This is a genomic window from Citrobacter sp. MGH110 (genome assembly GCF_001037515.1).
Classification (GTDB): Bacteria; Pseudomonadota; Gammaproteobacteria; order Enterobacterales; family Enterobacteriaceae; genus Citrobacter; species Citrobacter portucalensis.
Genome location: NZ_KQ089830.1, coordinates 1564916 through 1576976, shown reverse-complemented (window position 1 = coordinate 1576976; position 12061 = coordinate 1564916). Strand labels below are relative to the sequence as shown.

General features: G+C 52.2%; 12 protein-coding genes. 9 read left to right on the top strand and 3 right to left on the bottom strand.

The window, feature by feature from the left end:
- Window positions 1–807, bottom strand: a complete 807-nt coding sequence (gene xthA / locus SK38_RS07475; protein WP_003030642.1) for an exodeoxyribonuclease III — start codon at window positions 805–807, stop codon at window positions 1–3.
- Between the two features lie 444 nt (window positions 808–1251).
- On the opposite strand from xthA, the gene astC reads away from it, so the two are divergent.
- The 7 genes from astC to ves all read left to right on the top strand — a co-directional run bounded on the left by astC (window position 1252) and on the right by ves (window position 9040).
- Window positions 1252–2472 carry a succinylornithine/acetylornithine transaminase gene (gene astC / locus SK38_RS07470; RefSeq protein ID WP_048235516.1) on the top strand — a complete coding sequence of 407 codons (1221 nt, stop codon included), beginning with the start codon at window positions 1252–1254 and terminating at the stop codon, window positions 2470–2472.
- Window positions 2469–3503, top strand: coding sequence for an arginine N-succinyltransferase (astA, locus tag SK38_RS07465; RefSeq protein WP_048235515.1), 1035 nt, complete (start codon window positions 2469–2471; stop codon window positions 3501–3503). The genes astC and astA overlap by 4 nt, the downstream gene beginning before the upstream one ends.
- Window positions 3500–4978, top strand: a complete 1479-nt coding sequence (gene astD, locus SK38_RS07460; protein ID WP_048235514.1) for a succinylglutamate-semialdehyde dehydrogenase — start codon at window positions 3500–3502, stop codon at window positions 4976–4978. The genes astA and astD overlap by 4 nt, the downstream gene beginning before the upstream one ends.
- A complete protein-coding gene (gene astB, locus SK38_RS07455; protein WP_048235513.1) occupies window positions 4975–6318 on the top strand; it encodes an N-succinylarginine dihydrolase in 1344 nt (447 codons plus the stop codon). Before astD ends, astB begins: the two co-directional genes overlap by 4 nt.
- Window positions 6311–7276: a succinylglutamate desuccinylase gene (gene astE / locus SK38_RS07450; RefSeq protein ID WP_048214341.1), complete on the top strand. Its 966-nt coding sequence runs from the start codon at window positions 6311–6313 to the stop codon at window positions 7274–7276. Before astB ends, astE begins: the two co-directional genes overlap by 8 nt.
- 349 nt (window positions 7277–7625) lie before the next feature.
- The gene (gene spy, locus SK38_RS07445) at window positions 7626–8111 is read left to right on the top strand and encodes an ATP-independent periplasmic protein-refolding chaperone Spy (protein WP_048226767.1); all 486 of its coding nucleotides are present in this window, start codon (window positions 7626–7628) and stop codon (window positions 8109–8111) included.
- A 353-nt stretch (window positions 8112–8464) separates the two neighbouring features.
- Window positions 8465–9040, top strand: a complete 576-nt coding sequence (gene ves / locus SK38_RS07440; protein WP_032943147.1) for an environmental stress-induced protein Ves — start codon at window positions 8465–8467, stop codon at window positions 9038–9040.
- Here ves and cho read toward each other — a convergent pair.
- The gene (gene cho / locus SK38_RS07435) at window positions 9000–9887 is read right to left on the bottom strand and encodes an excinuclease Cho (RefSeq protein ID WP_048235512.1); all 888 of its coding nucleotides are present in this window, start codon (window positions 9885–9887) and stop codon (window positions 9000–9002) included. The genes ves and cho overlap by 41 nt on opposite strands.
- Window positions 9888–10018: 131 nt before the next feature.
- Entirely contained in the window at window positions 10019–10849 is an 831-nt protein-coding gene (gene nadE, locus SK38_RS07430) for an ammonia-dependent NAD(+) synthetase (protein WP_032943150.1), read from the bottom strand.
- A gap of 210 nt (window positions 10850–11059) precedes the next feature.
- Here nadE and osmE point away from each other — a divergent pair, with 210 nt between their 5' ends.
- On the top strand, window positions 11060–11401 hold the full coding sequence (gene osmE, locus SK38_RS07425) for an osmotically-inducible lipoprotein OsmE (RefSeq protein ID WP_003030621.1): 342 nt from the start codon (window positions 11060–11062) through the stop codon (window positions 11399–11401).
- Between the two features lie 298 nt (window positions 11402–11699).
- A complete protein-coding gene (chbB, locus tag SK38_RS07420; protein ID WP_003832547.1) occupies window positions 11700–12020 on the top strand; it encodes a PTS N,N'-diacetylchitobiose transporter subunit IIB in 321 nt (106 codons plus the stop codon).
- Window positions 12021–12061 lie beyond the last annotated feature (41 nt).

Below are 12061 nucleotides of genomic sequence, written 5' to 3'. Positions count from 1 at the left end.
TCAGACGCGGAATTTAGCCCATACAGGCGCATGGTCGGACGGTTTTTCCATGCTGCGAATTTCATAGTCGATGCCGGTTTCTTCGCAGCGTTCCGCCAATGGGTTGCTCGCCAGCAGCAGGTCGATACGCAGGCCGCGGTTATCGTCAAAGCCTTTTGAGCGATAGTCGAACCACGAGAACTGGTCATTCTTTTCAGGATTTGCGTGACGGTAAGTATCCACCAGACCCCAGCCCAGCAGGCGTTCCATCCACTCACGTTCCTCCGGCAGGAAGGAACATTTACCGGTGCGCAGCCAGCGTTTACGGTTTTCTTCACCGATGCCGATATCGAGATCGGTTGGGCTGATATTCATATCGCCCATGATCAATACCGGATTGTCGCGCTTCAGTTCTGTCTCCAGATAGTTTTGCAGGTTCTGATAAAATGCGGCTTTGGCCGGGAATTTGGTTTCATGGTCACGGCTTTCGCCCTGCGGGAAATAGCCGTTGATCACCGTGATGCTGCCCAGAGGGGACGGAATTTCTGCCATGATGATACGACGCTGTGCTTCTTCGTCATCGCCCGGGAAGCCACGACGTACCGCAATTGGCGTTTCTTTTGTTAACAGCGCCACGCCGTAATGACCTTTCTGGCCGTGATAAAAGACGTTGTAACCGAGCTTTGCTACCTCTTCGAGAGGGAACATATCGTCGTGGACTTTTGTCTCCTGTAAGCCAATAACATCCGGTTGGTGTTTTTCGACAATGGCTGCCAGTTGATGGGGACGGGCACGCAGGCCGTTGATATTAAAAGAGACAAATTTCATAGTCGCTGCCACTTTGCAAGATGAATAGTGCAAGGATGGTAGCAGAATTTCTGCAGCCTGACTGCTTCTTGTCACCTGATTCCAACAATGATTGCTAATGGTGTTAACGATGGGGCAAAAACTGCACCGTTTTGGCGCGAAGCGCGTCGGAATGGAGCAATAATTTCCGAAAAATTTCGTATACGATCACAATTCCAGAATTATATTTGGCGACTGAATAAAACTGCGTTTTTTCCTCTGTTTAGCCGCCTGATGCGCAAACATATTCACTTTATATGCACATGCAGTGAATATCGCCACGTTGTAACCTGTTGATATTCCGTCATCGACATCCGTTTATGCACTTTTTTCGCTGGCTGGCACGAACCCTGCAATCTACATTTACACCGCAAACACTATATTTATTAACATATAAATAACCTTTTATTTACCATTGAGGTCGCTATGTCTCTGTCAATTACGCGTGAAAATTTTGATGAATGGATGATGCCCGTATACGCTCCGGCCCCTTTTATTCCGGTGCGGGGTGAAGGTTCACGTCTGTGGGATCAGCAGGGTAAAGAGTATATCGATTTCGCGGGAGGCATTGCGGTTAACGCACTGGGTCACGCCCATCCGGCATTGCGCGAGGCATTAAACGACCAGGCGAGCAAATTCTGGCATACGGGAAATGGCTACACCAACGAGCCGGTACTGCGTCTGGCGAAAAAGCTGATTGACGCCACCTTCGCCGAGCGCATTTTCTTCTGTAACTCCGGCGCAGAAGCCAACGAAGCGGCACTAAAGCTGGCGCGTAAATATGCCCACGATCGTTTTGGCAGTCAGAAGAGCGGGATTGTAGCGTTTAAAAATGCTTTCCATGGCCGCACGCTGTTTACCGTCAGCGCCGGAGGACAGCCTGCCTATTCACAGGATTTCGCGCCGCTGCCGCCGGATATCCGTCATGCCGTATACAACGATCTCGATTCTGCCAGCCAACTGATTGATGACACCACTTGTGCGGTTATCGTGGAGCCTGTGCAGGGTGAAGGCGGTGTGGTACCGGCAACAAAAGCCTTTTTGCAGGGGCTACGTGAGTTATGCGATCGCCATAATGCGCTGCTGATTTTTGATGAAGTTCAGACCGGTGTTGGCCGTACCGGGGAGCTGTATGCCTATATGCACTACGCCGTGACGCCGGATCTGCTGACGACAGCAAAAGCGCTGGGCGGTGGTTTCCCCATCGGCGCACTGCTGGCGACAGAGCGTTGCGCCAGTGTGATGACGGTTGGTACACACGGTACAACGTACGGCGGAAACCCGCTGGCGACGGCGGTGGCAGGTAAATTGCTGGAAATTGTGAATACACCGGAAGTGCTCAATGGAGTAAAACAGCGCCACGACTGGTTTGTGGAGCGTATAAACGCCATTAACGAACGTTTTGGACTGTTTAGTGAAATTCGTGGACTCGGACTGCTGATCGGCTGCGTGCTGAACGCGGAATTTGCCGGGAAAGCGAAACTCATCTCGCAAGAAGCGGCTGTTGCCGGGGTGATGGTACTGATCGCTGGCGCTAACGTGGTGCGTTTTGCGCCAGCGCTCAACGTCAGCGAAGAAGAAGTCGCCACCGGACTGGATCGCTTTGCGCTGGCCTGCGAACGCATTAAAGCAGGAGGTTCATCATGATGGTGATTCGTCCCATTGAACGCGCGGATATCACCGCGTTGATGCAGCTTGCCAGTAAGACCGGCGGCGGGTTGACCTCGCTACCGGCGAATGAAGCTACGCTGATGGCGCGTATCGAACGTTCACTCCAAACCTGGCGCGGTGAGTTGCCAAAAAGTGAGCAGGGATATGTGTTTGTGCTTGAAGACAGTACCAGCGGGACCGTGGCCGGGATTTGCGCCATTGAGGTGGCGGTAGGGCTTAACGATCCCTGGTACAACTATCGGGTTGGTACCCTGGTCCACGCCTCGAAAGAGCTGAATGTCTATAACGCGCTGCCGACGCTGTTTCTGAGTAACGATCACACGGGTAGCAGCGAGCTTTGCACGCTGTTTCTCGATCCGGACTGGCGAAAAGAAGGCAACGGCTATTTGCTGTCAAAATCGCGCTTTATGTTTATGGCGGCCTTTCGCGACCGATTTAATGAGAAAGTCGTGGCCGAGATGCGCGGCGTGATTGATGAGCACGGTTACTCGCCGTTCTGGCAAAGCCTCGGTAAACGCTTTTTCTCAATGGAGTTCAGCCGGGCGGATTTTCTCTGCGGAACAGGACAGAAAGCCTTTATTGCTGAACTGATGCCCAAGCATCCTATTTATACCCATTTTCTGTCTGATGAAGCGCAAGGCGTGATTGGTCAGGTACATCCGCAAACGGCCCCAGCGCGGGCGGTGCTGGAGAAAGAGGGATTTCGCTACCGCAACTATGTCGATATTTTCGACGGTGGGCCAACGCTGGAATGCGATATCGACCGGGTTCGGGCTATTCGTAAAAGCAGGCTGGTGGAAGTGGCGGAAGGTCAGCCAGCAACCGGTGATTATCCGGCCTGTCTGGTTGCCAATGAAAACTATCAAAACTTCCGCGTCATGCTGGTTCGCTCAGACCCGGATACCCAACGTCTGGTACTGACGGCGGCGCAACTGGATGCCCTGAAATGCCACGCGGGCGACCATGTACGTTTTGTACGTCTTTGTGCAGAGGAGAAAACAGCATGACACTATGGATAAACGGTGACTGGGTGACGGGGCTGGGCGAGCGTCGGGTGAAAACCAACCCGGTAAGCGGTGATGTGCTGTGGCACGGTAATGATGCAGATGCAATGCAGGTGACGCAAGCGTGCCAGGCCGCACGCGCAGCCTTTGCCGGTTGGGCTAAACAGCCTTTCAGCGCACGCCAGACTATTGTTGAAAAGTTTGCTTTATTACTGGAAAGCAATAAAGCCGAGCTAACTCAGATTATCGCCAAGGAAACCGGAAAACCTCATTGGGAAGCCGCGACTGAACTGACGGCGATGATCAATAAAATCGCCATCTCCGTCAAAGCTTATCATGCCCGTACCGGTGAGCAGCACAGCGAACTACCGGATGGTGCGGCAACGTTGCGCCATCGCCCACACGGCGTGCTGGCGGTTTTTGGTCCGTATAACTTCCCCGGTCATTTACCCAATGGTCATATTGTTCCGGCATTGCTGGCAGGCAATACGTTGATTTTCAAACCCAGCGAGTTGACGCCGTGGACCGGTGAAGCAGTAACAAAACTGTGGGAGCAGGCGGGGTTGCCGCCGGGCGTGCTGAATCTGGTGCAGGGCGGACGTGAAACGGGACAGGCGCTGAGTGCGCTGGAAGACCTCGATGGCCTGCTGTTTACCGGCAGTGCGAATACCGGTTATCAGCTGCATAAGCAGTTATCCGGCCAGCCGGAAAAAATCCTTGCCCTGGAGATGGGGGGCAACAACCCGCTGATTATTGAAAATCCGGAGGATATTGATGCCGCGGTGCATCTGACTATTCAATCCGCATTTGTCACCGCCGGACAGCGCTGTACCTGTGCCCGCCGCCTGCTCGTAAAAAAAGGCGCGCAGGGTGATGCGTTCCTGACGCGTCTGGTGGAGGTTAGTCAGCGTTTAGTGCCCGGCAACTGGGATGCACAACCGCAGCCATTTATGGGTGGACTGATTTCCGAACAGGCCGCGCAGCACGTCTATGATGCCTGGCAGCGTCTGGCGTCGTTGGGCGGCCGTACGCTGTTAGCGCCACGTCTGGTAAATGCCGGAACGTCACTGCTGACCCCTGGAATCATCGAACTGACCGGGGCGGGGAACGTACCTGATGAAGAGGTTTTCGGTCCGCTGCTCGGCGTCTGGCGTTATGACAGCTTTGATGATGCGATTCGTCTGGCGAACAACACCCGCTTTGGATTGTCGTGTGGGTTAGTTTCGCCCGATCGCGGCCAGTTTGAACAGCTACTGTTGGAGGCGCGGGCAGGGATCGTCAACTGGAATAAGCCGTTAACCGGCGCTGCGAGTACCGCACCGTTTGGCGGTGTAGGCGCTTCCGGGAACCATCGCGCCAGCGCGTGGTATGCCGCAGATTATTGCGCCTGGCCGATGGCAAGTCTGGAATCCCCGGCCTTAACGCTGCCAACGGCGCTTAGCCCCGGACTGGATTTTTCTCGCGAGGATAAGCTATGAAAGCCCGTGAGGTAAATTTTGATGGTCTGGTGGGGCTAACTCACCACTATGCTGGATTGTCATTTGGTAATGAGGCCTCAACCAAACATCGATTTCAGGTGTCGAACCCGCGTCTGGCGGCAAAGCAAGGTCTGCTAAAGATGAAAGCGCTGGCGGATGCGGGATTTCCTCAAGCGGTGATCCCGCCCCACGAGCGGCCTTTTATTCCGGTTCTGCGTCAGTTGGGTTTTAGCGGCAGTGACGAACAGGTGCTGGATAAAGTGGCGCGTCAGGCGCCCCACTGGCTCTCCAGTGCCAGCTCCGCATCGCCTATGTGGGTAGCGAATGCGGCAACGGTTTGCCCTTCGGCAGACTCGCTGGACGGGAAAGTGCATCTGACGGTGGCGAATCTGAATAATAAGTTCCACCGTTCACTGGAAGCGCCTACTACCGAGGCATTGTTACGGGCGATTTTCCGTGATGAGAATAGCTTTGCGGTCCACGGTGCGTTACCCCAGGTTGCGCTTTTTGGCGATGAAGGGGCGGCAAACCATAACCGCCTCGGTGGAGATTACGGTGACCCCGGCGTACAGCTATTTGTTTACGGTCGTGAAGAAGGCAATGCATCCCAACCGAAGCGCTATCCGGCAAGGCAATCCCGTGAGGCCAGCGAGGCGGTCGCGCGACTGAATCAGGTCAACCCGCATCAGCGCATTTTTGCTCAGCAAAACCCGGACGTTATCGATCTTGGCGTGTTCCATAACGATGTGATTGCGGTGTCGAATCGCCAGGTGCTGTTTTGTCATCAGCAGGCGTTTGTCAGACAGCAGGCATTGTTAGAGCAGTTGCGCAGTCAGGTGGCAGGTTTTACCCCGCTGGAAGTCCCGACAGCGGAAGTGTCGGTGCAGGATGCCGTGACCACTTATCTGTTTAACAGTCAGTTGCTGAGTCGTAGTGACGGTTCGATGATGCTGGTCCTGCCGCAGGAGTGTCGGGAGCATGCTGGCGTGTGGCGGTATTTGAACCGGCTTCTCGAGGAAGACAATCCGATCGATGACCTGCGGGTATTCGATCTGCGTGAAAGTATGTCCAACGGCGGTGGTCCGGCATGCTTGCGCCTGAGAGTGGTGCTCACTCCGCAGGAACAGCAGGCGGTGAATCCGGCGGTTATCATGAACGACACGCTGTTTAACACGTTGAATAACTGGGTTGACCGTTACTATCGCGATCGTCTTACCGCTGCCGACCTTGCCGACCCACAGCTGTTGCGCGAGGGGCGTGAAGCGCTGGATACGCTGACGCAATTGCTCAAACTCGGCTCAGTGTATCCTTTCCAGCAGGAGGGGATGCACCATGGATAACTTTCTGGCTATTACGCTCGCAGGCGCCACTCCAGAGAAAACGCAAGGAACCACTCATGGTTTTGACTGGCAGTGGATCGGTCACGGAATTCTGGAACTGACGCCGCTTGCACCCGTTGAACATTCTCTGGTGCTGTCTGCGGGGATCCATGGCAATGAAACAGCGCCGGTAGAGATACTCGATTCATTGCTTTCCAGGCTGTTTAGCGGCGAGCTGACACTGACATGGCGGCTGCTGGTGATTCTGGGAAACCCGCAGGCGCTGGCTGCGGGAAAACGGTATTGTCATAGCGACCTGAATCGTATGTTTGGCGGTCGGTGGCAGATTTTTACCGCAAGTGAAGAAACGCACCGAGCCCATGAGCTTGAGCTGTGTCTGGAAGATTTTTATTCACGGGCGAAAGAGCCAACACGCTGGCATCTGGATCTGCACACCGCGATCCGCGGTTCACAGCATCTGCGCTTTGGCGTATTGCCACAACGCAACGTTGCCTGGGACGAGGATTTTCTTGAATGGCTGGGAGATGCGGGACTGGAAGCGCTGGTTTTCCATCAGACGCCTGGCGGCACGTTCACCCATTTTAGTGGTGAATATTTTGGTGCGTTGGCCTGTACGTTGGAACTGGGTAAAGCGCTGCCGTTCGGGCAAAACGATCTCACCCAGTTTGCGCAAACGGCAGACGCACTGGAGAAACTGCTGCGGGGTGAGCGGGTGCCGACGAGAGAAATATCCCCGCTGCGTTATCGCGTGGTGTCGCAAATCACGCGTCGTAGCGACGATTTCATTCTCCACATGGATAACCAGACGCTAAACTTTACCCCCTTTAAAGAAGGCACCTTGCTGGCGCAGGACGGAGATGAACGTTTTATCGTCACCCATGATGTTGAATACGTTCTCTTTCCCAACCCTAACGTGGCCTGTGGTTTACGTGCCGGATTGATGCTCGAAAAGTTGTGATAAATATATTCGCCCTGCAGGTTTATCCTTTAGGGCTTATTTTTGCGTGCTGTTTTTATTTATTACGGATTATTCCTGGTGAATTGCTTTCTTAATAATCAGGGTTCAGGTATAGTTCTCCATAATCCTTTCAAAATCATCCTGTTGTAATTTTTTATTGCAACTCTGCGCAATTTATTCTTTTTTTCTTCATAATTGATGAAAGTTTGTTTTTTACACTTTCACTGTTTTACCGTTGCTCTGATTAATTGACGCTTAAGCCGGTAAAGTTAATCTCGTCAACACGACATCACATTGCATAAGAGTCGCATGAGTGTCGTAAAAATAACTGAAAGAAAGGATAAAAATTATGCGTAAACTGACTGCTCTGGTTGTTGCCTCTACTCTGGCGCTGGGTGCTGCGAACCTGGCTCATGCTGCTGACACTACAACAGCTGCACCAGCGGATGCCAAACCGATGATGCACCACAACGGCAAGTTCGCCCCGCATCACGACATGATGTTCAAAGACCTTAATCTGACCGACGCGCAGAAACAGCAGATTCGCGAAATCATGAAAGGCCAGCGCGATCAGATGAAACGTCCGCCGCTGGAAGAACGCCGTGCAATGCACGATATCATCGCCAGCGATAGCTTCGATAAAGCGAAAGCCGAAGCGCAGATTGCGAAGATGGAAGAACAGCGCAAAGCCAACATGCTGGCGCATATGGAAACCCAGAACAAAATTTACAACATTCTTACCCCGGAACAGAAAAAGCAGTTTAATGCCAATTTTGAGAAGCGTCTGACAGAACGTGCAGCGCAGAAAGGTAAAATGCCAGAAGCTGCCGAGTAATCGATCAGCGTCTACACTAAATCATTCACACTGTGTCGCGCTGATTGCCGCACAGTGTGAAACCAAACTCAAGACCGCCGCTCTTGTCCACAACACGTATAACGATGTGGGCAGGATCGGCGGTTTTTTCATTTCTGCCTATTGCACCGGACGCACGACACGCTATTCTCCTGAAGCCCGCGAAAATTCTACCTGGATCAGCGCGTTATTCTTTTTTGCAAAATGCCGGGTTCATCGCTAAGGCAAATCAACTCTGCTGCCGATAACAATAATCTGCAGGGTGAACATAATAATGATGATTTATGGCTGTCTGTTTACGGCAGGCTGCCATGCTGCTCCTTTCTGGAGGGATGATGGAATACTTTGATATCCGCAAAATGCCTGTTAATCTCTGGCGGAATGGTGCGGGAGAAACGCGTGAGATTTGCTGTTTTCCGCCAGCAACACGAGATTTTCACTGGCGGGCGAGTATCGCCTCCATTGCAGCAAACGGTGAATTTTCACTTTTCCCGGGTGTAGAGCGCGTGATTACGCTGCTGGAGGGAGGGGAAGTCACTCTGGAAGAAGCGAACATCTTTACGCATACCCTGAAACAGCATCAACCTTTTACCTTTGCCGGTGACAAGGTGGTAAAAGCAAAGCTGACGGAAGGGCAGATGTCGATGGATTTTAATATCATGACCCGACGAGATGTTTGCCAGGCAAAAGTCAGAGTGGCCGATCGCACCTTTACGACCTTTGGTTCACGCGGCGGCGTGGTGTTTGTTATCAGTGGTGCATGGCAACTGGGCGATAAACTGCTAACGGCCGACCAGGGTGCGAGCTGGCATGACGGCAAACACACATTACGACTGCTGGAACGCGAGGGAAAATTGCTGTTCAGCGAGATTAACTGGATGCCGGGGCATTCTCCGGATGCAGTTCAATAATGTCATATTGACCAGACAGAACAGGCCGGCAGAGAATTTTGTAGCCATCATGGTCAAAGCCTGCTGGCATACGCGCCAGGGTAGTCGCTTCATCCAGCGTTGAAACGGCTCCCAGCCACAGCCAGTTGTTGATGATATGGTACTGTGTTATTTCGGCACCGGTTTCTTGCAAGGCAATGGCATTGCTCCATGGCCAGCAAATCACTCTCACTCTTTCCAGCGCCGCTAGCAGGCGCGAGTGATGCGCTTCATGACTCTCTTTCCCGCAGCACGCTCCGGCGCAGCGTTTAAGCGCGGAGCGAAAACAGGCACGCCCGCGACTCAGGGGTTCCAGCCCCAACAGGCCGTAGCACAGCTGCTGTTCATCCGCGAGGTTTTGCAACGCTTGTAGCGCTGCGCGACGATGGGCAAACAGGCCAAACAGATTGGGTGCATGGGAGAAATCAATATCTCGTGCGTAGACAACCTGAACAGTTCGGTCGGTAAGCTGCAAGGCGCAAAGCTGACGATTGCGCCGCAGTCGTTTATTAAACAACGGCTGTTGTTCTTTGATCAACCGCGCTTCCAGCAGCAGGGCACCAATTTCTCCCGCCGTACAAATCCAGCTAATGCGTTTGGCCTGACGCAGCATTGCCGCTTCGTCCGCGGTACGCAGGTGTGCCAGCACGCGGCTGCGAATATTGACGCTTTTACCAATGTAGAGAGGCATAGTGTCGCTTTCACTGTGAAACAGATAGACGCCTGGTGCGGTGGGAAGCGCACTCAAAAATGGACGCAGGTGTTCTGGATATTCATAGATTGCCGCTGCCTCAAATGTCAGGCGTGGGGCTGATTGACGCCGTACCACTTCTCACTCCGGATGCTGGTTATTCATCCAGTGTAACAGTTTGAAACCGATTAAAAAAGCGGCATCAGACCAGGGGGAGGGGCCGGACAGCGGTGATCCCAGTGCTATCCGGCGATATGTGATTAAAAAAATTACGCTTTTTTCCAGAAGTCATCAAACACCGTGATCGGTGTGCGACGTTTGTGCTCGGTCTTCAGATACCAGCCTTCAATTTTTTTCGCGATGTCGGCAGCCAGCGTTTTTCCTTCCAGATAATCGTCGATGTTGTCATAGGTGACGCCTAATGCGGCTTCATCCGGCAGAGAAGGGCGATCGTCTTCGAGGTCGGCGGTTGGCGCTTTCTTATATAAATGTTCCGGGCAACCCAGCGCGGCAAGCAGCTGCTTACCCTGACGCTTGTTCAGGCGGAAAATAGGGTTAATGTCAGTACCGCCATCGCCGTATTTGGTGAAAAATCCGGTGATGGCTTCTGCTGCATGATCGGTACCCACGACAACACCGCTGGTCATTCCGGCGATACTGTACTGGGCCTTCATACGTTCACGGGCTTTTTCATTGCCACGGACAAAATCGCTCAGTTCAATACCCGCTTCACGCAGGGCCTGTTCACTGGCCAGTACCGCACCCTTAATATTTACTGTGAGCACGCGGTCCGGTTGGATAAAGGCGATGGCATCCTGACAGTCCTGTTCATCAGCCTGAACGCCATACGGCAGACGTACGGCAATAAACTGCAACGCGTCATTCCCCGTTTCTTCGCGAAGCTCGGAAATAGCCATCTGGCAAAGTTTTCCCGCGAGCGTTGAGTCCTGTCCGCCGCTTATCCCTAATACCAGTGATTTCAGAAAAGGGTAGGTTTGCAGGTAGGATTTCAAGAAATCCACGCTGCGGCGAATTTCCTCTTCTGCATTAATTTGCGGTTTTGCGCCAAGCGCCTGGATTATCTCTTGCTGCAGAGTCATTTAACCCCCTCCGAAAAATGAAATGATCAAAAAAATGATGTGTTAAAGCTAACGCGTTGGGACCCAAACGACAAGGGATGCAGGCCTGATCTAACATCATTTTGTTTTAATAGAATTTTCCGAAACGACCTAAGTATCATCTGATTGCTTGAAAAATGTGTTGTTGTGCTCCAGGCTTATATAACACGCTGAAATACAAGAGGACGGAATATGAACAAGAACCTAACAGGAATTCTAAGCGCAGCGGCTGTTTTGACTATGCTGGCAGGATGTACGGCCTACGATCGCACCAAAGACCAATTTGTTCAGCCCGTGGTGAAAGATGTGAAGAAAGGGATGAGCAGGGCGCAGGTGGCGCAGATTGCCGGTAAACCTTCTTCTGAAGTCAGTATGATTCATGCGCGCGGGACATGCCAGACCTACATCCTGGGTCAACGAGATGGTAAAGCTGAAACCTATTTTGTTGCTTTAGACGACACCGGACATGTGATTAACTCCGGTTACCAGACCTGCGCCGAGTACGACACTGACCCGCAGGCGGCGAAGAAGTAACAACTGCTTATTGCCTGAGCATTCAGAAGAACCGGCCTTCGCGCCGGTTTTTTTGTGCCGAACGATCTTATTTATTGCCGCGAATTATTTGCCTGAAATGTGAGGGGGGTCATAACGACAGGTCAAGGAGAGACAATTTAGTTGGTCAAGGAAATACCATCCGCCGGTGCAATCCCGTATACTCATTTCAGCCACCTAAAAAAGTAATTTAGCTGACGCAAGTTACCCAGAGCATGGATGCAGGTTATGGCTTGCGGAGTGTCTGGTTGACAGATAATCGCACATGAGGATCGTTTTAATGGAAAAGAAACACATTTATCTGTTTTGTTCTGCGGGCATGTCGACTTCATTGTTGGTTTCGAAGATGCGTGCTCAGGCCGAAAAATACGAAGTACCGGTTATTATTGAAGCATTTCCTGAAACGCTGGCCGGAGAAAAAGGTCCTGTCGCCGATGTCGTGTTATTAGGTCCACAAATTGCTTATATGTTGCCCGAAATTCAGCGTTTGTTACCCAACAAGCCTGTGGAAGTGATTGACTCGCTGCTGTATGGCAAAGTCGATGGTTTAGGCGTGCTTAAGGCTGCTGTTGCAGCAATTAAAAAAGCCGCAGCAAATTAATTATTTTATTTTAATTTTTCCCGTCAAAGAGTTATTTCATT

What these genes read in the sequence shown, in the direction of transcription:
- spy (WP_048226767.1), top strand. Translation starts at nt 7,626, where the DNA reads ATGCGTAAACTGACTGCTCTGGTTGTTGCCTCTACTCTGGCGCTGGGT.
- nadE (WP_032943150.1), bottom strand. Translation starts at nt 10,849, where the DNA reads ATGACTCTGCAGCAAGAGATAATCCAGGCGCTTGGCGCAAAACCGCAA.
- astD (WP_048235514.1), top strand. Translation starts at nt 3,500, where the DNA reads ATGACACTATGGATAAACGGTGACTGGGTGACGGGGCTGGGCGAGCGT.
- astA (WP_048235515.1), top strand. Translation starts at nt 2,469, where the DNA reads ATGATGGTGATTCGTCCCATTGAACGCGCGGATATCACCGCGTTGATG.
- osmE (WP_003030621.1), top strand. Translation starts at nt 11,060, where the DNA reads ATGAACAAGAACCTAACAGGAATTCTAAGCGCAGCGGCTGTTTTGACT.
- chbB (WP_003832547.1), top strand. Translation starts at nt 11,700, where the DNA reads ATGGAAAAGAAACACATTTATCTGTTTTGTTCTGCGGGCATGTCGACT.
- astB (WP_048235513.1), top strand. Translation starts at nt 4,975, where the DNA reads ATGAAAGCCCGTGAGGTAAATTTTGATGGTCTGGTGGGGCTAACTCAC.
- ves (WP_032943147.1), top strand. Translation starts at nt 8,465, where the DNA reads ATGGAATACTTTGATATCCGCAAAATGCCTGTTAATCTCTGGCGGAAT.
- astC (WP_048235516.1), top strand. Translation starts at nt 1,252, where the DNA reads ATGTCTCTGTCAATTACGCGTGAAAATTTTGATGAATGGATGATGCCC.
- astE (WP_048214341.1), top strand. Translation starts at nt 6,311, where the DNA reads ATGGATAACTTTCTGGCTATTACGCTCGCAGGCGCCACTCCAGAGAAA.
- xthA (WP_003030642.1), bottom strand. Translation starts at nt 807, where the DNA reads ATGAAATTTGTCTCTTTTAATATCAACGGCCTGCGTGCCCGTCCCCAT.